This is a genomic window from Jeotgalibacillus soli, assembly GCF_000829435.1.
Taxonomy (GTDB): Bacteria; Bacillota; Bacilli; order Bacillales; family Jeotgalibacillaceae; genus Jeotgalibacillus; species Jeotgalibacillus soli.
In genome coordinates, this window is sequence record NZ_JXRP01000018.1 from 642976 (window position 1) to 665719 (window position 22744).

General features: G+C 35.6%; 22 protein-coding genes and 3 pseudogenes. 20 read left to right on the forward strand and 5 right to left on the reverse strand.

Annotated features, from left to right (window positions below; all coding sequences use genetic code 11):
- Nucleotides 1-319 precede the first annotated feature (319 nt).
- From KP78_RS13490 to KP78_RS13520, 7 genes and pseudogenes are all read left to right on the forward strand, one after another.
- Nucleotides 320-724: a sporulation protein gene (locus KP78_RS13490; protein ID WP_041089686.1), complete on the forward strand. Its 405-nt coding sequence runs from the start codon at nt 320-322 to the stop codon at nt 722-724.
- A gap of 115 nt (nt 725-839) precedes the next feature.
- On the forward strand, nt 840-1469 hold the full coding sequence (locus KP78_RS13495) for a metal-dependent hydrolase (protein ID WP_041089688.1): 630 nt from the start codon (nt 840-842) through the stop codon (nt 1467-1469).
- Nucleotides 1470-1813: 344 nt separating this feature from the next.
- On the forward strand, nt 1814-4624 hold the full coding sequence (locus KP78_RS13500; protein WP_052474821.1) for a bifunctional diguanylate cyclase/phosphodiesterase: 2811 nt from the start codon (nt 1814-1816) through the stop codon (nt 4622-4624).
- 277 nt (nt 4625-4901) lie between these two features.
- The gene (gene speD / locus KP78_RS13505) at nt 4902-5723 is read left to right on the forward strand and encodes an adenosylmethionine decarboxylase (RefSeq protein WP_041089690.1); all 822 of its coding nucleotides are present in this window, start codon (nt 4902-4904) and stop codon (nt 5721-5723) included.
- 183 nt (nt 5724-5906) lie between these two features.
- Nucleotides 5907-6375, forward strand: a pseudogene (locus tag KP78_RS13510) (nucleoside deaminase).
- Nucleotides 6376-6479: 104 nt separating this feature from the next.
- Entirely contained in the window at nt 6480-7559 is a 1080-nt protein-coding gene (locus KP78_RS13515; protein WP_041089692.1) for a type III polyketide synthase, read from the forward strand.
- Between the two features lie 13 nt (nt 7560-7572).
- Nucleotides 7573-8106 carry an isoprenylcysteine carboxyl methyltransferase family protein gene (locus tag KP78_RS13520; RefSeq protein ID WP_041089694.1) on the forward strand — a complete coding sequence of 178 codons (534 nt, stop codon included), beginning with the start codon at nt 7573-7575 and terminating at the stop codon, nt 8104-8106.
- Between the two features lie 70 nt (nt 8107-8176).
- On the opposite strand, the gene KP78_RS19335 is transcribed toward KP78_RS13520, so the two are convergent.
- The gene (locus KP78_RS19335; protein WP_084220066.1) at nt 8177-8302 is read right to left on the reverse strand and encodes a small acid-soluble spore protein P; all 126 of its coding nucleotides are present in this window, start codon (nt 8300-8302) and stop codon (nt 8177-8179) included.
- 205 nt (nt 8303-8507) lie between these two features.
- Between KP78_RS19335 and KP78_RS13525 the strand changes: the two genes are divergently transcribed.
- Together KP78_RS13525 and KP78_RS18730 are read left to right on the forward strand one after the other, a co-directional pair.
- Nucleotides 8508-9161, forward strand: a complete 654-nt coding sequence (locus KP78_RS13525) for a carboxymuconolactone decarboxylase family protein (RefSeq protein WP_041089695.1) — start codon at nt 8508-8510, stop codon at nt 9159-9161.
- Nucleotides 9162-9331: 170 nt separating this feature from the next.
- Complete coding sequence (locus KP78_RS18730; RefSeq protein WP_052474822.1) at nt 9332-9904, forward strand: DUF6241 domain-containing protein; 573 nt, start codon at nt 9332-9334, stop codon at nt 9902-9904.
- A 287-nt stretch (nt 9905-10191) separates the two neighbouring features.
- Here KP78_RS18730 and pepF read toward each other — a convergent pair whose 3' ends face one another.
- A complete protein-coding gene (pepF, locus tag KP78_RS13535; protein ID WP_041089697.1) occupies nt 10192-11979 on the reverse strand; it encodes an oligoendopeptidase F in 1788 nt (595 codons plus the stop codon).
- Nucleotides 11980-12161: 182 nt separating this feature from the next.
- On the opposite strand from pepF, the gene KP78_RS13540 reads away from it, so the two are divergent.
- The 4 genes and pseudogenes from KP78_RS13540 (at nt 12162) to KP78_RS20385 (ending at nt 15298) form a co-directional block, all read left to right on the forward strand.
- A complete protein-coding gene (locus tag KP78_RS13540; RefSeq protein WP_041089699.1) occupies nt 12162-12917 on the forward strand; it encodes an SGNH/GDSL hydrolase family protein in 756 nt (251 codons plus the stop codon).
- A gap of 1157 nt (nt 12918-14074) precedes the next feature.
- Nucleotides 14075-14670: pseudogene (locus KP78_RS19340) on the forward strand (SDR family oxidoreductase); the annotation flags it as partial.
- 21 nt (nt 14671-14691) lie between these two features.
- Nucleotides 14692-15054 (forward strand): annotated as a pseudogene (locus tag KP78_RS13550) (MaoC family dehydratase N-terminal domain-containing protein); the annotation flags it as partial.
- 79 nt (nt 15055-15133) lie between these two features.
- Nucleotides 15134-15298 (forward strand): hypothetical protein, encoded by a 165-nt coding sequence (locus KP78_RS20385; RefSeq protein WP_200889228.1) that lies wholly within the window; start codon nt 15134-15136, stop codon nt 15296-15298.
- Between the two features lie 231 nt (nt 15299-15529).
- On the opposite strand, the gene KP78_RS13555 is transcribed toward KP78_RS20385, so the two are convergent.
- Nucleotides 15530-15787: a hypothetical protein gene (locus tag KP78_RS13555; protein ID WP_041089701.1), complete on the reverse strand. Its 258-nt coding sequence runs from the start codon at nt 15785-15787 to the stop codon at nt 15530-15532.
- A gap of 204 nt (nt 15788-15991) precedes the next feature.
- Between KP78_RS13555 and KP78_RS13560 the strand changes: the two genes are divergently transcribed.
- On the forward strand, nt 15992-16834 hold the full coding sequence (locus KP78_RS13560) for a DUF2268 domain-containing putative Zn-dependent protease (protein ID WP_041089703.1): 843 nt from the start codon (nt 15992-15994) through the stop codon (nt 16832-16834).
- 86 nt (nt 16835-16920) lie between these two features.
- Here the strand turns inward: KP78_RS13560 and KP78_RS13565 are convergent, their stop codons facing one another.
- Nucleotides 16921-17628: a class I SAM-dependent methyltransferase gene (locus KP78_RS13565; RefSeq protein ID WP_041089705.1), complete on the reverse strand. Its 708-nt coding sequence runs from the start codon at nt 17626-17628 to the stop codon at nt 16921-16923.
- Nucleotides 17629-17896: 268 nt separating this feature from the next.
- Between KP78_RS13565 and KP78_RS13570 the strand changes: the two genes are divergently transcribed.
- Together KP78_RS13570 and KP78_RS13575 are read left to right on the forward strand one after the other, a co-directional pair.
- Nucleotides 17897-18331 carry a DMT family transporter gene (locus KP78_RS13570; protein WP_041089707.1) on the forward strand — a complete coding sequence of 145 codons (435 nt, stop codon included), beginning with the start codon at nt 17897-17899 and terminating at the stop codon, nt 18329-18331.
- 98 nt (nt 18332-18429) lie between these two features.
- Nucleotides 18430-19281 (forward strand): pirin family protein, encoded by an 852-nt coding sequence (locus KP78_RS13575; RefSeq protein ID WP_041089709.1) that lies wholly within the window; start codon nt 18430-18432, stop codon nt 19279-19281.
- A 151-nt stretch (nt 19282-19432) separates the two neighbouring features.
- Here the strand turns inward: KP78_RS13575 and KP78_RS19345 are convergent, their stop codons facing one another.
- Nucleotides 19433-19729 (reverse strand): phospholipase, encoded by a 297-nt coding sequence (locus KP78_RS19345; protein ID WP_084220067.1) that lies wholly within the window; start codon nt 19727-19729, stop codon nt 19433-19435.
- Between the two features lie 324 nt (nt 19730-20053).
- On the opposite strand from KP78_RS19345, the gene KP78_RS20780 reads away from it, so the two are divergent.
- The 4 genes from KP78_RS20780 to KP78_RS13590 all read left to right on the forward strand — a co-directional run bounded on the left by KP78_RS20780 (nt 20054) and on the right by KP78_RS13590 (nt 22439).
- On the forward strand, nt 20054-20257 hold the full coding sequence (locus KP78_RS20780; RefSeq protein ID WP_131272626.1) for a hypothetical protein: 204 nt from the start codon (nt 20054-20056) through the stop codon (nt 20255-20257).
- 222 nt (nt 20258-20479) lie between these two features.
- Complete coding sequence (locus KP78_RS13580) at nt 20480-20743, forward strand: DUF1292 domain-containing protein (RefSeq protein WP_041089711.1); 264 nt, start codon at nt 20480-20482, stop codon at nt 20741-20743.
- A gap of 112 nt (nt 20744-20855) precedes the next feature.
- On the forward strand, nt 20856-22046 hold the full coding sequence (locus tag KP78_RS13585; protein WP_041089713.1) for a M14 family metallopeptidase: 1191 nt from the start codon (nt 20856-20858) through the stop codon (nt 22044-22046).
- A 207-nt stretch (nt 22047-22253) separates the two neighbouring features.
- Nucleotides 22254-22439, forward strand: a complete 186-nt coding sequence (locus KP78_RS13590) for a YfhD family protein (RefSeq protein WP_041089715.1) — start codon at nt 22254-22256, stop codon at nt 22437-22439.
- The last annotated feature ends 305 nt before the right edge of the window (nt 22440-22744 follow it).

Here is a 22744-nt window from a genome sequence, read left to right on the forward strand (position 1 = left end):
TGACATGACTCCCTGTTTCTTAAGAGATGAGGGCATGCCCTCATAATTGAGAGGGTGATAAAATTCCAAACTATTCACCTTTTTATTGTATGGTTTTTCATCATTCTTCCGGTCTTTTGTATATGCTTCTAATTCCTGCTCATAGTATTAAAGTAAGCCTTCAAGGTTCGTCTGATAGGATTACTTATGCATCACTGCGTCCATTGAAAGTATTGGCTTCTGTCCAGAATCATCATTTTATCTATATATACACAAGATACATGATAGTCTGCTCTTGTAAAGAAGACACAAACGAGTTTGAATAGAGGGAGGAATAAGTATGTTTGAAAAAATAGTTTCATCCATTGGAATTAATGGTGTATTGGTTGACACCATCATTGATCGACCTTCTTACTCACCAGGCGAGCAAATTAATGGATCCATTAAAATAGTAGGAGGTATAGCTGATCAGGAAATCAGTGGCATTTTGCTCACTTTAATAGCAACATTTAAAAAGGAACCCATTGACAGTGATTTTTCTTCTTATGATGAAGAACTTGAAAAAATATTGTTCAAGGAAGTGATCATCGTTCGTGCAGGAGAGGAAGTAATAAAGCCTTACGAAATCAACCTTTCAAATGAGCATCCCATATCCTCCTCTACAGTAAATTCATTTTTAAAAACTAAAGTACTCGTTGAAAATGGAGTGGATCCTTCTGACTATGATGAAATCATAATCTGTTAAATCCTGCATTTTGCGATCTTTTAACAAAAATTATGTTCTTGTATAGCCACAGGATCATATGTTCGATATACTGAAGAGGATGACATAATTGCTTTGTTAAAGGATGATGGAAAGAATGAAAGGTACGTCACACGCACTTGCTGGAGCAGGTGTTGGATTAGGAGTTGCTATTTGGGTTGATGCTCCACCTACTGCAACTGGATTGTTAATAGGATTAGGTTGTGTGTCAGGTTTAGCACCAGATTTAGATACGAACGGAAAGCTGTCAAATCGAATTTCTCTTCACCGAAAATGGCTTTGGTACACTTTAGCCTTGATCGGTGTAATAATAGGTGTTTATAGCCTAATTACCTTTTCTGGAATTGCAAAATTGATTGGTACAGCCATTGCACTCATTATGATTATCGTACCTCGATTTTTAATCAATCAGCGATTTATGATCTTCCTTTCTGGTACGGCCGTTATTGCGTTCGGGTGGTACTGGAGAGAAATGTGGATCATTTCTTTCGGTCTATTTATGATTGCTGCAACATTTCTTCCACATAGAGGTCTTACACATTCAGTTGTTGGAATTTTAATCTTTAGTTATATCTCCTTTTTGTTGGAGCAAAGTATTCTTATTAATGGAGTTGTATACTCGTGTAGCTTGGGTTATTTAAGTCATCTCTTGATGGACATGAAATGTTTGCCATTTAATAAAAAAGGAATTAAGTGGTTTCAGCCCGTCTATAATCGAGAGTTTTAATGAACAGTCACACTATTTTTAGTGTGACTGCTTTTTATATAAAAAATATTTATTTGTGTTATGTATAAACCTTATTTTCCATTCATCTATCATTTATATTGACGATTAAAATAAGATCTATCATTAAATGATAAAGAAAATCTAAAATTTTCCGATGAAATATAAAGAGGGCAGTATATATTACACATGATGGGTTATGAAGCAAAGAACAAAGGTGAGTAAAGATCAGGTGGTGTTTCATTTTGATTTGATTGACATTGAAACAGAAGCTTACAACATAGATAAACAACCTATTTAATGGTTAATCTTTTTTGAAATACACTGATGCTAAAGGTGGGATGCTTATGTTACATGATCGTTATACGCGATTAGCAGAAATCACTAAAATGATTCATATGAAATTAGAGAAGCGTTCTGTTTTGGAACAGGTTGTAATGGCGATCTCAGAAGAAATTATTCGGTGTGATGCGGTAGGGGTTTATTTACCGATTGAAGACAACTGTTTTAGGGGATTCGTAGGAAAGCCTGAGAATTTCAACGGTGTTACGCTGGATAAGATGGTTGTTGATCCAAAAAGAGACCTTTTCGCTAAAGAGATTATTGAAACCCGGAAAGGCATATACATACCAGATACTTCTGTAGATGACCGATTAGATCCAGTTCCCATTCAATTATTTAAAATAAAATCACTTTTCGGAATGCCAATCACAATAGATGACTCCCTTTATGGTCTCATATTTTTATTTGACTTTAGTTCACCTCTGCATTTAACAAAAGCAGAGATTGAATCAGTTGAATCCTATGCCCTTATGGCTGCAGTTGCCATTCGAAATACTGATCTTTTAGAAGCTACCAAAAATCTTGTTCAAGATAAACAGCTATTGCTTGATGCAACGAAAGCATTGTCACGGTGTAAATCTGTTCAAGAAGTACTCGAAACAAGTTTTCACCACGTTGGTAGAGCATTAAAAAATGTTAATATAGCAGCCTATTTAATAGATATTCAAACGAATGGTCAAATATTGCAAAAGCTATCTCCTAATAGTAAATGGAAGGAAGAGGATTGGAAAAAAGTACATAGTGAAGTTAAGATTGATTTTAACAAGGACCTCATCTTTTCACATGTTTTGAAGACGAAAAAACCACTTCTTATACCTGATGTTACATTAGATCCACGACCGAATAAGAAAGCAGTGGAGAGCTTTGGGATAAAATCAATGTATGTGCTGCCATTAATTTCTCGAGGTGAAGTGCTGGGTACACTTGTCATTGCCGATTTAACAAGGCCAAAAACATATTCGAAATCCGAACAGCAGCTTTCCCATTCTATTGCAGATGCCACAGCGGGAGTTTTGGATAATCTAGTGCATCTAGAGAAACTTGAAGAAATTATCAAGCATCGAACGAGTGAGCTCAAAGAAAAAAATGAGATATTAGAGCAAATAAATGAAGATTTGCGTTTGTTAAGCAGGAAAAACGAGTCCATTCTTAACTCTGCTGGTGAAGGGATATACGGACTTAACAAAGATGGAATCATTACGTTTTGTAACCCCATTGCAGCAGCTATGCTTAACTATGCTGTAGAGGAAATAGTTGGAAAACATCAGGATGAGGTCATAGCCCACTTAAACAGCGATCACGTACTTTACGAAAAAATGTCCTCTCCTATCCATCGATCACTACAATCCGGTGAGAAGGTTCATTCCGTATCTGAGCGGTTTTTACGTAAAGACGGTCACTCATTTGACGTGGAGTATGTTTCCACTCCAATTCAAAACAACGGTTTCCAAAATGGAGTCGTTGTCACCTTCAGAGATGTAACAGAGCGAAAGCAAATGGAGAGGAAAATTCATAATCAAGCTTATTATGATTTAATTACACAGCTTCCAAACCGCAGCTATCTCATTCAAAAATTGAAAAGAGCCAAAAAGATTTCAGTGCAAAAAAACAGTCGTATTGGTGTCTTATTTCTAGATCTTGATCGTTTTAAACTGATCAATGATGCCCTTGGACACGCAATTGGAGATCGTGTATTGTCAGAGGTTGCAGAGAGATTTCGCTCTCTAGTTTCAGAACAAATAACGGTCGCAAGATTAGGTGGAGATGAGTTTATCATTTTGGTTGAGGATGTAAATGAACCAGCAGAGCTAGGAGAAATAGCAAATACTTTTTTACGGATTCTTGATGGACCGCTCTATATTAGTGGGCATGAGCTATATACAGGTGCGAGTATTGGAATTAGTGTGCTTCCTGATGATGCAAAAGATGAAGACGAGCTTATTCAAAATGCGGATACAGCGATGTATGTAGCGAAAGAACAAGGTGGAACCTATCATTACTTCACAAAAATCTTAATGGAAAAAAATATCGAACGCTCAAATTTATTAAATGCTCTTTATCAAGCAATCGAGAGAAATGAACTAGATCTACATTATCAACCAAAAGTTGACTATAGAACAAAAAAAATAAGCGGAGTAGAAGCATTACTTCGTTGGAATCATTCAAAATGGGGTAATATTCCTCCAGATAAGTTTATCCCAATTGCGGAAGAAACAGGTGTGATTTTAAAAATTGGAGAATGGGCTTTGAAAAGAGCAGCAGCTCAGCAAAGAGAATGGCAGGATAAAGGATATCAGTTAAATATGGCTGTAAACTTTTCAACGAGGCAAATACAAGATCCTCGATTAGTTGCAACAATTGAGCAAATTCTCGATGAAACAGGGATGGATCCTACTTATCTAGAAATTGAATTGACCGAGCACACGCTGATACAGTCACAGCATATAGAAAAATTACACGAATTAAAGAGGTTAGGATTAAGACTATCACTCGATGATTTTGGAACTGGTTATTCCTCCCTGAGTTATATAAAGGATTTTCCAATTGATGCTATAAAAATAGATCGCTCTTTTGTTGATAATATGGCACACGAACCCCACACAGCAGCGCTTAATTCAACAATCATCCACCTGGCCAAAAAGTTGGATTATGATGTAATTGCTGAAGGTGTGGAAACGAAGGACCAAATTGATTATTTATTCAAGGAAGGCTGCTACTTAATGCAAGGCTATTATTTTAGTAAGGCTCTTCCGGCTTGCCATGTTACAAAATTACTTAAATTAGGGATTTCTTCAAATCTGGAAACGAATGAATAGCAAAACTGACGGCAAGTAATCAATTATTAATGATCCGGTATCGATGAAACCTTCAATACAAAAAAATAAATTCGAAAATACGCTTACATATTAATGTATCAAATGAAAATGTCTAAATGTTTTGTTTTCTTTTGATTACTAAGTAGCAACTCCAAATGGATCTAATAATAATTTCAAACCAACTATAGGAAAAAGAACCTCGTTTTATTCAGGCTTAGGTGGGGTAACATATGAGTATCTTAATTATTCATGCACTTAAACAAAGGAGATTCTCTATATGAACTATACGTCTGAACAGCGAATTCAACTGCACGGCTTTAATAATCTTACCAAATCATTAAGTTTTAATATGTATGATATTTGTTATACAAAAACAAAAAAAGAGCGTGAAGCATACATAGAATATATTGACGAGCAGTATAATGCTGAAAGATTAACGAAAATTTTAACGCATGTAGCTGATATTATCGGAGCTCATGTATTAAATATCGCAAAACAGGATTATGTACCTCAAGGGGCAAGTGTAACTATATTAGTTTCAGAAGGACCTATAGTAGAGGTCCCAACAGAATCATTTGATGAGTCGCCGGGACCTTTGCCTTCAAATGTGACTGCTCAGCTCGATAAAAGTCATATTACGGTCCATACTTATCCAGAGTATCACCCACATGAAGGTATCAGTACATTTAGGGCAGATATTGATGTAGCAACTTGCGGAGAAATTTCTCCATTGAAAGCACTGAACTACCTTATCCATTCATTTGATACTGATATAATGACAATGGATTACCGAGTAAGAGGGTTTACGAGAGATATTAACGGAAAAAAATTATTTATTGATCATGATATCCATTCCATTCAAAATTTTATACCGGATAAAATAAAAGATCTATACGATATGATTGATGTTAATGTTTATCCTCAAAATATTTTTCATACAAAGTGCAGACTAAAAGAATTTGATCTGAATAATTATTTATTTGGTTATTCAAAAAATGAATTAGAACACAAAGAGATTGAAGATATTACTGAAAAGGTAAAAATAGAAATGGATGAAATATTTTATGGGAAGAACATTAACACTGTTTTAAACAAATAAAAGGCATTCCACTCATGTTCTATCATAGAATAAACGGTATAGACCATATAAAAATCCAGGCTATAGACTGCCTGGATTTTTATGTTGATCAATAATATGGGAAGGAACATGATCTTTCCCCATCGAAATAAAAGTTAGTAACGGATATTTAGAATAAATCGTTATCTTTTAGGAGGGGAACGCATGAATCATGAAAATTACTTGCGAAAAACCATTGAACTGGCCATTAACAATATTAAAGATGGCGGAGGACCGTTTGCTGCAATGGTTGTAGATCATGAAGGAAAAATCATTGGAATTGGTCAAAATTCTGTAACAAAAAAATGATCCTACAGCTTACGCAGAAATTGAAGCGATAAGAAAAGCCTGCGAACAGTTAAATAGTTTTCAATTAGAAAATTGTGTGCTGTATACAAGCTGTGAACCATGCCCTATGTGTTTGGGAGCAATCTATTGGTCCCGACCGAAAGAGATCTATTTTGGTGCATTTAAAGAAGATGCTGCTTATGCTGGGTTTGATGACGCATTTACTTACTAAGAAATCTTAAAAAAATATGAAACAAGAGTGATCCCTTTTCATTTTCTATCATTAGAAGAAAAAAATTATCCTTTTACTGCATGGATAAATTATTCGTCAAAAACAAATTATTAAAATGCCTTTTAAATAAATTTTCATTTTTCTCAGTTAAGTATGGAATAGGAATTCATAGGAGAGGATGATAAAAAGATACTGTTTCTGAAACTGGAGGAACAATTATGCCTAAAATTCTTTCCGTTAGTACCTATCAGCCACCTTACACATTTAGCCAAGAAAAGACTGCAAGTTTAACAAGGGAATTATTTAAAGATACTTTTGAAGATATAGAGCGTCTTCTAAAGGTTTTTCAAAACGGGGATATACACACAAGACATTTTTGTGTTCCGTTGGAATGGTTCAGTCAACAACATAGCTTCGAAGAAAGGAATAATTTGTATATTGAACTAGCTACTGCTTATGGTATAGAAGCCATTAAAGCTTGCTTAAGTAACAAAATTTATCTTTCAAAAGAGGTTCATCCTTCTGAAGTCGATGGGATTATATTTATTTCAAGTACTGGAGTATCTACACCAAGCATGGATGCACGGATTATGAACCATCTCCCTTTTAGTGAAAATATTAAGAGGCTGCCAATGTGGGGGCTTGGCTGTGCTGGAGGAGCGTCCGGACTTAGCCGTGCATACGACTTTTGCCTTGCACATCCTGCTGCAAAAGTATTAGTTCTTTGTGTTGAGCTATGCAGTCTAACCTTTCAGCATGATGATCACTCAAAAAGTAACTTAATCGGAGCATCTCTTTTTGCTGACGGTATAGCTTGTGCACTTGTAGCAGGAGACGAGGTCGATCTTCAACCATCAAAAGAAATTCCTTCGATCACCGCGACATCTTCAAAGTGGATGCCACATTCGGAAGAGGTAATGGGGTGGGATGTAAAAAATAATGGTTTTCATGTCATCTTTTCCAAGGATATTCCGATCATTATCAGCAGCTGGTTAGGTCCATTTGCAGAAGAATTTCTTCTTGGAAATCATAAATCTATAGAAAATATCACTCATTTTGTGGCACATCCAGGAGGAAAAAAAGTCCTGAATGCTTATGAAAAAACATTTAAATTTGATCAAAAAAAAACGGAAGTCTCAAGGTCAATTTTAAAGGAAAATGGCAATATGTCTTCTCCGACTATTTTATATGTATTAGACCAATTCATGAGAGGTTCTTGTACAAAAGGCGAGATCGGACTAATGGCTGCTCTAGGTCCAGGATTCAGCGGAGAACTATTATTACTTGAATGGAAATAGGGAGGACAGCACTATGTTTTTTATTAGCATGATGGTTATAGTGTGTATTCAACGACTAATGGAGCTGCGTATTGCGAAAAGAAACGAGCAATGGATGATTAAGCAGGGAGCCTATGAAGCGGGAGCAAGTCACTATCCATTTATGGTTATACTTCACGTGAGCTTTTTTTTAAGTATAATCACGGAAGTCATTTTATTTGATCGTACGCTTTCTCCACTTTGGCTGCCACTATTCATTCTTTTTTTTCTAACACAAGCAGCGCGTGCATGGTGCTTGCTTTCGCTTGGACGTTTCTGGAATACAAAGATTCTCGTTTTACCAGGTGTAAAAGTCATTAGAAGAGGACCGTATAAATATGCCCGCCACCCCAATTACATTGTTGTTGCACTTGAAATTCTTATCCTTCCATTGTTATTTCAAGCATACTATACAATGATCTTCTTTAGCCTATTGAACTTAATTATGCTTTCAGTTCGTATTCCAGCTGAAGAGAGGGCCTTAGTAGATTCCACTAATTACAAGCAAGTCTTTTCTAAACCTAAATAAATACAACTTAAACATAGATAATGAAAAACAGCACTGAGTCCAGTGCTGTTAAATTTTTTTAAAAAGCTTGTTACATATCATGACTGCTATTTTTCTTTTGTCTAGAGTGGTTTTTGTTTTTCACTTTATGAGAACCGCTTAATGGCTTTGGTTGACCTGTTTGCTCTCCATTTTTCTCAGAAGAATTTTTTGTCATTAAAAACACCTCCTGATGATATGGTTCGCGCTAATGATTAAATTCATGCTAGCTAAAGTATGGTAAATATTCAAGGATCTCTGTAACTGGAAGCAGTTAACATGGTTACTTTTACGGTGATGGAGTACATCTCAACATTACTGGGTACTATATTGAAGAGAATCATCAACAATACCCTATTAAAGCATTGGGAGGAAGTCTTTACATGTCTAACAGTTTATACCAAAAAGAAAATTTAAAATCCCTAAATCAGTTGAAAAATCTTGTTCCTAACCAGCTTCATGCATTTTCCGAATTTAACAGTAATGTGTTGAAAGAAGGTGCATTAACCAGAAAAGAGAAGGAACTCATTGCCATAGCGATTGCTCATGTGACTGAATGCCCTTACTGCATTGATATCCATACACGTAGTGCCAAATCGGAAGGTGCTACTCTTGAAGAATTAGTTGAAGCTGTATTTGTCGTTTCTGGGGTTGAGGCAGGAGGGGTGGTTTCTCATAGTACACATATAACCAATGCTCTAAACCCAGATGCAGACGATGCATTATATGGCAGATCAAATCTGAAAAATATAAACTATTTAAAAAAAGGATCACCTGATGGGTATAAAGCCTATTCAGAATTTAGTTCCAGTGTAATGAAGGAAGGACAGCTGAGTACTAAGTTTAAGGAAATTATTGCAGTTGCTGTCGCCCATGCCACACAATGCCCATATTGCATTGAGATCCACGTTAAAAATGCCGAAAAAAATGGAGCTAGCCATGAAGAACTTTCTGAGGCCATTTTGGTTGCTTCTGCGTTACTTGCAGGTGGATCCTATGCTCATATTACGAATTTGATTCAAGCCTATAACGACTGAAGCAATATAGGCATGAGAAAAATTTGGTTTATTTTTTATAAGATGAGATCGTTTTTTAATTCGTAATAGTCAATTCGTATCGTTTTATTAAATGAATCACTTGAATCCTTGAAATATATTCTATACGATGAAAGTATAGAAAAAAATGCCATAATTAGGAGGGCATTTATATGTCAAGGATTTCATTATTTATTATAATCGGCGGTCTTATTTTGGCAATTGGCTTAAGCTTGGGAGTCTACGAATGGTTAGAGCGCAAACCAACTCTAACGGATGACAGAAATGATTCTAATATTGAAGAAAAAGAACAATTAATGAAGGAATCAAGAGCTTTATCAGCAGGCAATATCACAGATGAACAATTAGCACAATATGAGAAAGATGGATTAAATCCATTTGGACACGATGTAAATATGAATAAATTAGCTGATTATCACTATCAGGAATACATCCATGGAATGTCACACCAAAAAGTTGCAGCCGACAAAAAATGGGGGTTCTACGAAATTCATACCGTTAGAATTCAATGGCTGTTAGACGGACTAGAAGTCGAAAACCAGGTGCAAATAGTAAATAAAAATCAGTATCGAAATATACTGAATAGGTGGATAGCCGGAGATTTCTCAAAGGTTGACCAAGACCACAACACCATCTGGGAAATGCAGGATGGGACGGTTGGAGAAGCAACAGGTATTTTAAGTGCCAAAGAGGAAAAAGAATACATTGAGAGTGTGGTAGACTGACCACATTAATGTACTCTTTTAATCTTTTTTAACTTACGGTCCGTAATACATATATCCTCTTTTTTAATGTTATTTTAATTTCCATTGTTGATTCATATTCAAAGCGGACGTTTTTGTAAGACTACTGGTTATCAAGTATAATATTTGTGTTTTATGGCGGGTGAAGAAAGAAGAAAATTACATCTGCATGAAGATCCTGATCATAAATGGGTTCATTCTAGTGTTTGCAAAAATAAATTCTTGATCATTTATGGGAAAGGGCTAACCTCTTGTTAGCCCTTTCCAATTTATAAGGCCGAAAACTCTTCAACAAGCTGCTCAAATTTCTTTAAGGCATTTTCAATCGGTTCCGGGGTACTTAAATCTACACCCGTTTTCTTTAAAAGTTCAAGAGGATAATCTGTGCTCCCGCTCTTTAGAAATTCATGATAAGTGTTTAATGTCTTTTTATCACCATCTAGAATTTTTTCTGCAATATGGATAGCAGCAGCAAAGCCAGTCGCGTACTTATACACGTAAAATGGTCGATAGAAGTGAGGGATTCTTGACCATCCATATTTCACTTCGTCATCGAATACGATTTCATCCCCATAATATTGTCTAAATAAGGATTCATATAATTTGCTAAATACTTCAGCATTTAATGGGGTTCCGCTTTCAGAGAATTCATGGGTGGTCTTTTCAAATTCTGCAAACATGACTTGTGTAAAAAAGGTCCCTTTAAACTGGTCGATGAAATGGTTTAGCAAATGGTTCCTTACATTCAAATCGTGCGTGTTGTTTAATAGATGGTTAATCAACAACACTTCATTCACGGTGGATGCTACTTCTGCAACAAAAATTGAATATCCTGCAGTAATTCTAGGTTGGTTTTCTGCTGAAAAATGGCTGTGCATCGCATGCCCCATTTCATGAACAAGTGTAAACAGGCTGTTAAGGTCATCGTGATGATTCAACAAGATAAATGGATGGACGCCATACAACCCTAAATTGTATGCACCTGAACGTTTTCCAGCTGTTTCACGAACATCAATATATCTTTCTTCTTTAAACTTTTTCAGTATAGTGACATATTCAGCTCCAAGTGGAGCTAAAGCCTTTAGCATCATGGCATAAGCTTCGTCATATGGAATATCCTGCTTTACCCCTTTCACCAAGGGAGTACTTAGATCATATTGACGGAGTTCTTTAAGCCCCAGCTTAGCTTTTCGAATTTCTGCATAGCGGTGAAGAGGAGAGATTTTTCTTTTGGTTGTAGCAATTAAGTTATCATAGACTTCTTTCGAAACTTTATCTCCAAAAAGCCCTTTTTCAAGTGCCGATGGATAGTTGCGTATTTTAGACAGTGTTACATTATTTTTAATTGCTCCTGCAAGGGTAGAAGCAATTGAATTTTTCAACTGAAGATAAGGCTTGTAATACGCTTTATACGCTTCTTTCCTCTTCCTTCGATCATCATCTTCAATTAATTTTGAATACATTCCGCGTGTAAGCTCTACTTTCGTCCCATCATCATTCGTTACTTCCCCAAATTTGATATCTGCATTATTAAGCATCCCAAAGGTATTGCTGGGTGAAGAAAAGGCTTCACCCAATTGTGATAGAATTTCTTCTTTTTCTTTGTTAAGTACATGGGACTTGTAGCGATAGGATTCCAATAAATCATCCGAGAAGTAGTCCAATTTAGGTTCTTCTTTTATGTATGATTTTAATACACTTTCATCTAGGCTCAACAAAAATGGCATAAAAAATGAGCTTGCTGAACTAAACTCTACACTCAGCTGTTTTACTCGAGCCAGCATGGATTGAGCAAAAGTGTCCCTTGTATCGAGATCTACTTGAAGCATTGAATAGACATAAACCTTTTGAAGGAGACTAGAAGCCAATTCCTTTTTGCTGAGATATTGATATAATTTTTTTCCGTCAGTTATCTCCCCATCGAATCCCTTAAGCTCAGGAGTCAAATTCTTAACAAGTGAGTAATCGTTTTCCCAGTCAGCAACTAAAGGATAAATATCAGTTAAATTCCATTTTTCTTTTAGAATTATTTCATCTCTCGAATTATATGTAGTCATAATTTAACTCCTTTCCAATTCATATGTTTACCATACCAAAAAAGAGGGACCTTCGTAATAAATTAGCCTGTTGCATTTTTATGAGATTTATTGTCGAAATATTATGATATTTAATGAAAGGATATTTTTAATAATAAACAGAATAAGAGGTAGAGTGGAAAATTAATGAAAGGGGAGAGAAAATGAAAGCAGAAAAAAAGTTTATAATGCTGCTGATCGCCTTTGGTTTATTTATTTCGTTACCGTTCCAAACTTTCGCATCTGAATCAAAGGAGAATGAGCTGCACTACGTTGCATTAGGTGATTCACTAGCCGCCGGACAAACACCTTACGGAGGTTTTGACACAGGATATACTGATTTTATTGCCAGTTATTTTGATGGGCTGCGCTATGATGTAAGCTATCATAATTTTGGCGTATCTGGTTACACATCACATCATTTACGGTTTGACGTACAAGCAAATCCAACCGTGAGAGAGGAAATTAAAGAGGCAGACGTTTTAACCATTAATATCGGTGCAAATGATCTTTTAGGGACATTAAGAACCGATCCGACCAGAGTTAATGAAGCCATAGCTGCTGTTTCAACCAATCTAAACATTATATTAACTGAAATAAATGTATTAAATCCAACAGTAGACGTTTATGTGATGGGCTATTACAACCCATTTCCATATTATCCACAGCAACAACAAGCAGCATTAGTACCATTATTAACAGCTTTAAATCTGCAAATAGAAACGCGTGCAAAAGTAAATAGTGATCACTACGTTCCGACTGCAGAAGTAATTAACAAAAACTATAAGAAATTCCTTCCAAATCCCAATGATATCCACTTAAGTGTAAGAGGATATCAAGTGATCGCGAATGAATTCTGGAAAGAGATTTCAAAAAACCAAGCAAAATATAAGAAAAAGAGATTTTCTGTTATTAGATAGCTTATCTTAAAACATACGAATAGTAAGAGTCAAATCTTTCATTAAAGATTTGGCTTTTACTTTTGATTGGCTACATCAACTTAAATAAAAGTATCATTTCTTTTTATATAAGGATAACAAGGAAAGTACACATATAATAACCAAATAAAAGGACAACTTGTTAAGAAAAACTACCAAAGATAAAGCAATTGACTGAACTGAGAAATCATTACGCATAATGAGATTATAAGAGGGAGTTGATTAATCGGCTGAATTAGATTCCAGCTCTGAACTCTCTAATCAATTTCATCACTTTTTAAAACCATATATAATAGCTAATGAAACGCAAACTTTTAAAAAATATGATGCATTCAAAGGTTCACTAACGCGCAATCGAAGATTCTTACGGTATTTATGATACTGTTTTAAGCGGAATTTTAGATCTAGATCTTTGACTAACAGCCTCTAAAATAAAAATCTTATCTTGTACAGTCAGCATTCTCCAGCTTTTCACTTTAATTTTCATTATAAAGTTCCTCCTGATCTTCGTGGATTTATACTTTACTAGCCTTGACTGATTATGTGCTGCTGGTGAGTATTTTAGTACAATTATACCTCCATTTTTTGTAGATGAAACTAAACAAATACCTACAAAATCAGACTGAAAATGTATGAATATTTTCACATGTCCATTTTTTGTTAATTAATTTTCACATATATCAAGTATTACAATAACGATCAAGGAGGTTCCACTATGTTCGAAATCAGAAAATGTAAAAACGTGTCATACTAAATAAAATTTTAATATCTAAATCTTTTAACACTTAATAATGAATGAATTCTTTTAGATAATGTATGTAAGTTGGGACAAAAATTATCAAATAAGTCTACTATGAATTATTGAACGAATAGAAAAAAATGAAATTACGGCGGTAAATCAAAGTATAGTTGACCTGAAAACTATAATACATATTTGAATTTTTCATTACGAAAGTGAATCACTGGGTTTACTGAAGTAAGTAACCAAAAAAAGAAAACTTAATGCAATAACGAATTAAGCGTTGGAGTAAAATAATCAATTCTAATGCTTTTTTGTATTGGCATGAATCTTGCATTCTAATTAAGTTATTACTATGAAAATGAAATTAATATTATAAATACTTCAAAAACAATGAAGGGCGGGCTTTTGGGGAATTAACACTCCTGCTGAATATGGAGGAGCAGATATTGGACAAATAATGATAGCTATTGTTTGGATGGAAGTTTCAAAAACGTTTGTTCCGTTCCAGTTCGGAGGATCTGCGGACAATACCCTCTACTACGGCAATGAAGAGCAAAAGAAAAAATATCTAATTCCAACAATTAACGGTGAGAAAAAATTAAAGAACGTGTAACCTTTGGACACCCAATTGCCGATAGACAAGCCATTCAATGGCAGATTGCAGATTCAGCGGTTGAAATAGAGGCAGCTAAATGGTTAGTGCTGAACGCAGCTTTTACTCTCGATCAAGGTGAAGATACCCGGCATTTAGCTTCAATCGCAAAATTATATGGAGTTAATATGGGAAATACTGTGGTGGATTGTGTTCTGCAAATTCATGGCGGAATGGGGTACACGAGGGAACTTCCAATTGAAGCAAGTGTAGCAAAAATCCCTGTTTGTAGAAGTGGCAAACCAAGAGACATTGCCAACGCAGTGGCATTCTTTGCGGATGAAAACTCTTCCTCCATTAATGGACAAGTGATCTATGTTGCGGGCGAACCAAAAACTTGAACTTTATAGAGGGGGTCTAACATGTTTGCAAACTTAATTGGTAAAAGATCTAATACGGTCAAAAACACTGTAGAAAGAAGCGCTGTAAAAAAATTTGCTGAAGCGATAGGAGATCCTCATCCTATTTTTATCGATGAGGAGTTAGGTAAAAGATCGAGATATAAAAACAATATTGCACCTCCCACATTTTCCAGAGTTTTTGATTATGGGAAAGTAGAGGGGTTGAATTTGCCAATTAAAGGACTGATTCATGGAGAGCAATACCATTATGAAAGACCATTGATTATTGGAGAAGATGTACTTTGCTACACTGAAGTGAAAAATTATTATGAACGGTCAGGAAAACTTGGTAACATGGTTTTTTCAATTCTTACAGTATATGGATAAAAGCTAAATAGACAAACGATTTTACTGCAGATCAGATCATTATCATTATCAAAGAAGTAAGAAAGGGGATGAAAGTTTGAAAACCATTACGGGTTTACAAATTGGTGTAGCCCTTGAAAATATAGAATTAAATCCTGTTACTAGATTGGATTTAATTAAATACGCTTGTACTTCTGGAGCAGAAAGGCATTTGAAAGAACAATTCACAAAAATAATTGAAATGTCAAATAAAATCCGATAATTTTCCTAGCAATAAAATGGTTATCAAAATTGTAGGAATACATGAATGCTCATAAAAAAGAGCTATACCAAAAACCCCCTTTGTCCATTTCAAAAGGGGGTTTTATATCTTTAAAACTATCAATTCCTGCCTAAGGAACATAGGTAATATGAACACGAAAGACATGTGCTAACAAGTACCATTGACCCCTTTTAAGGACAGTATTCAACTATCCCATTATTTTTTTAAATGTTACCAGAAGAGAGCTGCTGCAAGAGCGATTCCAGTGATAGCACCAAGTGCGATTCCATAGCCAAAGCCGCCATACCCATACCCATAGCCATACCAACCATACCCATATCCTCCTTGATTTCGAACAGGGCGTATCCATACACGGTCTCGACTTACTCTCGTAATTTCTCCCACATGAACTCTTCCATTGCGGTCTTGAATTCTTACTACTTTTCCTTGATACCTGCAGCATAAATTATAAACATTTGAATTAGACATACAAACCCTCCTTTCATTTCTATTTACAACAGGAATGTACTATTAATTTATGTCGGAAACTATATTTTGCTATGTGCAAAAGTGCAAACTTGCATTTAATGGTTGTACGTCTATCAATCATAGTTTTATTGTTAACAGCGAGTTAATGAAGAACATATAAGGTAATGAGGTTTCATATGATCGAATAAAAAGAGGGTGAGAAAGTTGCCTGTTGTTAAAACACAATTATGGCTCAATAAATTTGTGAAAGCATGTAAGCAGCAGTTGAGGAGCAATCACTACATTAACCAATGTGAGACCATTTGTTTTCCTCTCGAGAATAATTTTTCGGAGATTAGCCCTGAAGAAATCCAGTATGAGCTACTGAGTCATGGGTTATTTGCTTCAAATGAATGGAGGCAAATCGAAGATCGTTTAAAGCGAATGGAACAAAATAATTATTGGGAGATTGTCGACCAAGAATACCAGCGTTTACAAAAGAAATGGAGTGGGCCGGAGGCTGCCATATTTATTTTCCCAATAAGAAATAAGAACCGTTTATTCGGAACAAACAGTACGAATAAAAATGGAGTAGCCTATAAAGATGCCATCTTTTTGTTTTTATCTCCTGAACTGAATGAGACAGAGGTAAAGGCATTATTGGCCCATGAATATAACCATGTTTGCCGGTTAGCTTATTTGAATTTAGAAGCTAATCAAATAGCGCTTAAAGATTCTCTCATCCTTGAAGGTCTAGGAGAGTTTGCTGTTAAAGAGTTATACGGGGAAAGATTTCTCGGTCCATGGGTCAATCTTTACTCTCTGGATGATATTAAGCTGCTGTGGAAAACTCATTTTATTCCTTCCTTGAATATTATTGGAAGAGAAAAGCATCAGATTTTTTTATACGGCAATAAAAGGCCATTCCCAAAATTGATTGGTTATAATCTTGGCTTTCAAATCGTTGATTCTTATCATAAAAAGCACGGACCCTTTCAAAATGCAGAGCTTTATTCTAAATCCTCAGAAGAAATCATAAACGGCTCTATATTTTCTGAAAGAAACTAAAGATAAATAAGACTTTGGAGAAAAATTCATAATAAAAAGCAATCTTTTGTCTAGAGTATTTCCTAGATGGAAGATTGCTTTTTGTATTATGATCGTGAACATCGAAATGCCCGATAGCCTAGCTGACTGTCAATTTCATCGGTTAACTCATTATGCTGATCCCATATATCATAATATTTTATATCAATATTCGGGGAAGGATTAAGATCATTGATTTCAGATTGAACGAGCTCTGTTGAAATGTTCACGATTTGAATTTTATCAAACCCCGCTTCATGAATTCTTGCTTTCCATTCATTTTCACTTAATATTTCCTTTATTCCATAAAAATCACATATTTTTATTTTCATTTCTTCTGTTAGTGTTTGTTCTGCTGTCATTTCAATTAAGATCATTGTTCCATTCTTCATTAATACTCTATAAAGTTCCTGTAACGATTTTGAGATAGAAGTAAAAGTAACGACCGATTCAGACAGGATGAAATTAAATGAATTGTTGGGAAGCGGTAAGTTTTCTACGTTGCCATTTACAATTGTTACGTTGTAATTTTTATTCTTAAACCGTTCGTTTGCCTTCTCCACCATAATTGGATGATTATCTAGTGCTGTAACAGGACAGTTAAATTGAGTGACAATATATTCCGCAGTTTGTCCTGTTCCACAGCCAATATCTAAGACAGAATTAGAAGGTCCAATAGCCTCATTGCGCAAAATGGATTTTGTTAAGGGTAATCCTCCTGGATGTGCACCGCCTATTCCGAAATACGCTAATAAATCTAAATAATTATTTCTCATTATTTATCTCCACCCTAAACATTTTTACAAGAGTAATCTTCTATCATTAAGTTATGCGAATTTTATTTATTTGCGAATATAGAATGATTTTTTATTGTATATCTTTATGCAAATTAGCCTTCACATAAAAAAAAGTTTTCTTTTTCACCAAGTAATGACAAAATAATGGGAAGGTTATCATCTTATGATACTGAATATCATATTGAGTAGAATGAAAAAGATAGAGAGTTAGAGAGTTCGGTACAATTGCAAAAAGGAGATGGAAGAAGTGAAATGGGTTTATCTATTAATGGCATTAGTTGGCGGTGTTGCAGTTGGAATACAGGCTGTGGTTAACGGAGGATTAGGAAAAAGAATTGGCGTAATAGAGGCTTCTTTTATGTCCTTTTTAATCGGGACTGTAGCATTATTTTTCATCGTCATTTTTTTTGGAAAAGGAAATTTCTTGGCTTTATCCGCTGTTCCAAAGGGGCAATTGATTGGCGGATTACTTGGTGCATTTTACGTCTTTGTTATGGTCATGACAGTCCCAAAAATTGGTGTAACAGCCGCATTCTTTTCAATCATTGCCGGGCAAATTTTGATTTCTGTGATTATTGACCATTTTGGATTGTTTGGAGGGCAAACATATCCGCTGGATGCAAAAAAATTGACCGCTATTTTACTTATGCTTGGATCCATTTATTTGTTTAATCATAAGTAACGAACGTTATTTATTATATAAATATTTAGTTGCGAAGGCAAAAGCTATTCTATTTAATAGTTAAGAAGGATATCGTGATCTAAAAAAAGGAGATTATTATGAAAAAACAGATTGAACGAGTGATCGATGGATCGCAGCCATTTTCTGTGGGAGATTTCACCGTACGTAACTATCTCCCAAACAACCTAGATCCGCATCGAATGAGTCCATTTTTCTTTATGGATCACGGACCTGCAGCAATATTTCCACCGATCTCCGGAAAAGGAAGAACAGATGGGCTGCATCCACATAGGGGCATTGAAACCGTTACAATTGTATTGGAAGGAAACGTCACTCATTTCGATACGAAAGGTAACGGCGGCACGATAAAAGAAAATGAAGCGCAATGGATGACGGCTGGTTCAGGTATTCAGCATATGGAATTCCCAGAACTTCCTAATGGAGGTACGTTAGATTTCATTCAACTATGGGTAAACCTCCCAAAATCGCATAAGCTGACAGATCCGAATTATCAATCTCTTACTGCAGACAAAATTAAAAAAGTAGATCTTCCTGATGATGGTGGTACCGTTTATGTCATTGCAGGTGAATACAAAGAAATAAATGGTCCTGCCAAAACGTTCACTCCCATGAACCTATGGACCGTTCGTTTCAATAAAAATGGGAAAGCCAATATGTCACTTTATAGCGAGCACAATACGGCTGTGTATATTGTGAAGGGGGAAGTTACTATTAATGATGAAATAAATGTACCCTCACAAAAGCTAGTCCTTTTTAAAAATGAAGGTGAAAAGATTTCGTTAACTTCGACTTGTGAAAACACAACTGTATTGATGCTAAGCGGTGAACCAATAAATGAACCCATCGCCCATCGCGGACCGTTTGTTATGAACACAGATGAAGAGATTATGCAGGCTTTCAAAGACTACCGGAATGGGTTATTTGATTAAGTGAAAAAGCTACCGAATTCTCCTTAACGGAATTCGGCAGCTTTTTTGGTTACTTTTACTTGTTCTAATACTTAAATAGGGGATTTACTGTTTATGCAAAAAGAATCAATCTTTTTCTCTAATTAATACTAACCTTCGGATAAACAACCTATTATCTCGAGAACCCGCAAGTAAAAAGAGCTTGAAGTTTTATATAATTATAAAGCATTCGAGCATTTCTCCCTCTACTAGAATGCTGATTCGCCATTGGACGTAAACGTTCAAGAAACTCCCTGTCACATCTACAGGAAGGCCCATACCTTTGATAACAAAGATCATGCACTTTACAAGCAGCATCTACTTCATTAATTGGGGCTCCTGGACCGCTGCATCCAGGCCCACACCATTTATAACCAGGAAAGATACAAAACCTTGAAGATGTCTCCTTTCGTTTTTTCCTATTATCCAAAATAAACCTCCTCCCATATATAATCTAATCCCATACTGTTTGAAAAAATATCATCATAGTAAATGGATAGTATGACTTATTGTAAGATATGAAAAAATTATTTCTTTTGAGTGTTTAATAGCCTAAAAGTGCCCTAAAACTAGATCATTTAATACGAAAAAAGAGGCTGTTTTATGTAAGAAATCATTATCCAATAAAAAGAGTAAACAATGATATGGCTTAATTAAAAAGTATTTCTTCATAAACGAACTATCTATTCGTTTATACGATATAATATTCGTTTTAAATCATGAAAATGAACATGCCCCCACCGGCGTGACACATATGAATTTCATTAAAACACGAATATTCTCCAATGTTTCATCCATTGTTTGTTACGTTAAAAACAATTCGATAGCAGAAAATCCAGCTGCAGCTGATTTTATACCATTTGCGATTAACAAAGCCGGTGAAATGGCAAAAGCAGTTGGGAGGTCGTCAATCCCCAAGAAGTATACGATGAGGATTTGGAAGCGATTGAAGCATTAAAGTAATAGTGAATATTATTTTGATGATGCTTAAAGTTTGCTGACTTCTAAAAGATGGTGTTTCTTGTAGAAGCCGAGACGGTTGTAAGTGGTTGCACGGTTTAAGCTGGTAATATGTTACAAAATCATCTCTGCTTTCCGCAGACCCTTTGACATCGATGAAATTCGTATTATATTAAAAAAGCTCGTCACAATAGTTACTAGGACTGGAGGAGAAAGAAATATGGATAAAATTGAAGTAGGCGAAATCTTAACATTAATGGATGAAAACGATAAGGAACAAAAAATGGAATTACTTGGGACATTAATTCTCGAGGGAAAAGAGTATGTTGCTGTTGGTTTTGCAGAAGAACTTCAAGAAGAATCTGAAGAAGATTTTGATGTCTTCTTGTTACGTGTTGATGGGGATGAGCAATTATCCGTTATCGAGAATGATGAGGAATTTGAAAAGGTATCTGCTGCATTTGAAGAAGCTAGAGAAGAATAAATAGAAGATTGGAAAAAGGGAGAAGGAAATGATTCCTCCTCTCTTTTTATATATACTATAGCGGGCAAACTTACCATATATTTTAAAAAGAACGTCATAGAGGAGGAGGGACATGGATATTGTTGTGAGACCGGGCGATTCTTTAATGTCCTACAGCCAATTGTTTACCATTCATCATCAGCTTATTAAAGATTCCAATCAGGAGCTTCAATCGGATCGACTAACCGTTGGCCAAAAAATTCAGATTCCTGGTTTTGTCACACAGAATTATCGAATAAAGGTTGGAGATTCATTATCGCATATTTCTCAAAACCACAAGATTCCGATTGATACAATCTTGCTGGTAAACCCTGGAGTGTTCTTTGATCAGTTAGAAATTGGACAAATGATTAATATACCAACAAGGGTCACCTCGCGTATTGTACAAGGGAACCGGCTGTACGATTATGATCAAATGCAGACAGATATTAGGCAACTACAAACGGTGTATCCATTTTTATGTGTGCCTTCAATCGGCCGCTCTGTACTTGGGAAAGAAATACCTGAAATCACGATTGGAAACGGAGAGAGACAGGTTCATTATAATGGTTCCTTTCATGCCAATGAATGGATAACGACACCGGTGATTATGACGTTTTTAAATGATTATGCTTTATCTCTGACCAACCAAATTCCAATCAGAGGTCTTTCAGTATATCGTTTGTATCAAGAAAATTTTTTATCGATCGTGCCAATGGTGAATGTGGATGGTGTTAATCTTGTGTTAAACGGACCTCCTGACAATGAGCCATGGAGAAGCGAAGTAATCGCCTTAAACAATGGCAACAGAGACTTTTCGGGATGGAAAGCCAACATTCGTGGTGTAGATCTGAATGATCAATTTCCAGCTAAATGGGAAGAAGAAAGAGCGAATAACCCGAAAACGGCAGGACCACGTGATTATGGAGGGGAAAATCCGTTATCCGAGCCAGAAGCGTTCGCAATGGCAGAGCTGACAAGAAAGAGAAATTTTTCAAGAGTGCTCGCTTTTCATACACAGGGAAAAGTAATTTACTGGGGATTTGAGAACCTGGAACCGACGGAATCTGAAATCCTTGCTAGAGAATTCAGCCGAGTCAGCGGCTATGAGCCGATACAAAAAATTGAAAGCTACGCAGGATACAAAGACTGGTTTATACAGGATTGGAGGAGATATGGTTTTACCATTGAGCTGGGCAGTGGAACAAACCCGCTTCCAATAACACAATATGAAAAAATCTATCAAGAAGCACTCGGGATTTTTCTCGCGGGATTGTATATGTGAGATATTAACTGGGCTTTTATATAAAAAATGATTTTAAAATTTTACAGATCATTTTTAAAGAACCGAACAGCAATTGCGGCTGAATCGGTTCTTTTTCTTATACATTTTCCATCCCAAATTATCAACTAGAGATAAATGCATAAAATATGCTTCATCAAAGAGGGGAATCAAAGCCATACTAAATGAAAATAGGAAAGGAGTGTTATCATGGGAAGAGGAAACAAACATAAATCACGCAGCAATAATAAAAACTCTTTACCCCAAACGCCAGGAAATTTGAAAATAGAGCCAGCTAATGTGAGTGAAGAGTTTTCTCGTGAGTTAGCAGAACATGGGGATGTAAAAGCAAAGCATGAACTCCGTGTTGCAAACCATCGCAAAAAAAATAAATAAATCAGGGGGAGTGTTATACTCCTCTTTTTTGATTTATAGAAAGCACCATCCTCATTTTATCCATGATTTAAAGATTAGGCTCTTTTAAATTGGCCTGTGGATTTCCGCTTCGCGCTCGCTTTCCGCGGGCGGTTCGGGAGCTGCACTCCCTTTGACTCACTTATCCCGCAGGAATTTCACGCCTTCCGCTCCAGTCAACATAATGTATAAACCAACAAATATCTTTAACATAGCGAAAGATTAAAGAGAAATATTTACGAGCAAATATATGTATAATGATGTTACTGTATATTAAAAAGTCAGAA

Coding starts and splice junctions, on each gene's coding strand:
- KP78_RS13500 (WP_052474821.1), top strand. CDS start 1,814: ATGTTACATGATCGTTATACGCGATTAGCAGAAATCACTAAAATGATT.
- KP78_RS13565 (WP_041089705.1), bottom strand. CDS start 17,628: ATGAGAAATAATTATTTAGATTTATTAGCGTATTTCGGAATAGGCGGT.
- KP78_RS13490 (WP_041089686.1), top strand. CDS start 320: ATGTTTGAAAAAATAGTTTCATCCATTGGAATTAATGGTGTATTGGTT.
- KP78_RS13495 (WP_041089688.1), top strand. CDS start 840: ATGAAAGGTACGTCACACGCACTTGCTGGAGCAGGTGTTGGATTAGGA.
- KP78_RS13590 (WP_041089715.1), top strand. CDS start 22,254: ATGGGAAGAGGAAACAAACATAAATCACGCAGCAATAATAAAAACTCT.
- KP78_RS13585 (WP_041089713.1), top strand. CDS start 20,856: ATGGATATTGTTGTGAGACCGGGCGATTCTTTAATGTCCTACAGCCAA.
- pepF (WP_041089697.1), bottom strand. CDS start 11,979: ATGACTACATATAATTCGAGAGATGAAATAATTCTAAAAGAAAAATGG.
- KP78_RS13520 (WP_041089694.1), top strand. CDS start 7,573: ATGTTTTTTATTAGCATGATGGTTATAGTGTGTATTCAACGACTAATG.
- KP78_RS19335 (WP_084220066.1), bottom strand. CDS start 8,302: ATGACAAAAAATTCTTCTGAGAAAAATGGAGAGCAAACAGGTCAACCA.
- KP78_RS13555 (WP_041089701.1), bottom strand. CDS start 15,787: ATGTCTAATTCAAATGTTTATAATTTATGCTGCAGGTATCAAGGAAAA.
- KP78_RS13515 (WP_041089692.1), top strand. CDS start 6,480: ATGCCTAAAATTCTTTCCGTTAGTACCTATCAGCCACCTTACACATTT.
- KP78_RS13540 (WP_041089699.1), top strand. CDS start 12,162: ATGAAAGCAGAAAAAAAGTTTATAATGCTGCTGATCGCCTTTGGTTTA.
- KP78_RS18730 (WP_052474822.1), top strand. CDS start 9,332: ATGTCAAGGATTTCATTATTTATTATAATCGGCGGTCTTATTTTGGCA.
- KP78_RS13525 (WP_041089695.1), top strand. CDS start 8,508: ATGTCTAACAGTTTATACCAAAAAGAAAATTTAAAATCCCTAAATCAG.
- speD (WP_041089690.1), top strand. CDS start 4,902: ATGAACTATACGTCTGAACAGCGAATTCAACTGCACGGCTTTAATAAT.
- KP78_RS13580 (WP_041089711.1), top strand. CDS start 20,480: ATGGATAAAATTGAAGTAGGCGAAATCTTAACATTAATGGATGAAAAC.
- KP78_RS13575 (WP_041089709.1), top strand. CDS start 18,430: ATGAAAAAACAGATTGAACGAGTGATCGATGGATCGCAGCCATTTTCT.
- KP78_RS20780 (WP_131272626.1), top strand. CDS start 20,054: ATGAATTTCATTAAAACACGAATATTCTCCAATGTTTCATCCATTGTT.